This window comes from Pseudoalteromonas sp. S1727 (assembly GCF_005886375.1).
In the GTDB taxonomy this organism is placed as follows: Bacteria; Pseudomonadota; Gammaproteobacteria; order Enterobacterales; family Alteromonadaceae; genus Pseudoalteromonas; species Pseudoalteromonas haloplanktis.
This window is the reverse complement of record NZ_PNDT01000187.1, coordinates 1-400: the sequence shown is the minus strand read 5'-3', so window position 1 is coordinate 400 and position 400 is coordinate 1. Positions and strand designations below refer to the sequence as shown.

Genomic DNA, 400 nt, shown 5'->3' with positions numbered 1-400 from the left:
GGCCACTAAGTCCCCTTCGGCATCCGTGTCATTATCAACCAAGTTAACGCTAACGGCGGTATCTTCATCCGTTGTAGCACTGTCGTCCATGGCTATTGGTGCATCGGCAACCGCTGCTATCGTTAGTGTCACTGTATGCAGCGCCGATAATGCCCCGTCACTATCGCGTACTTGGAAGGTAAAGCTGTCGCTATGGTTTTCACTGCCATCATGTTGATAACTAAAGCTGCCATCACCGCTCAGCGTTAAGCTACCAAATTGCGGTTGGCTCACCCCGACCGCTGTCAGGGTATCGCCGGTGTCATCATCACTGGCATTACTTAATAAGCCATTGGCCAGTGCCACGGTAAGCGTTGCTGCTTCATCAAGATTAAAGCTAAAGTTTTGCCCAACAGGCGCA

1 protein-coding gene is annotated in these 400 nt (G+C 51.0%); it reads right to left on the bottom strand.

The window, feature by feature from the left end:
• Positions 1 to 400 (bottom strand): cadherin-like domain-containing protein (locus CWB85_RS21540; RefSeq protein ID WP_171039057.1); only part of this gene is annotated, 400 nt, incomplete at both ends.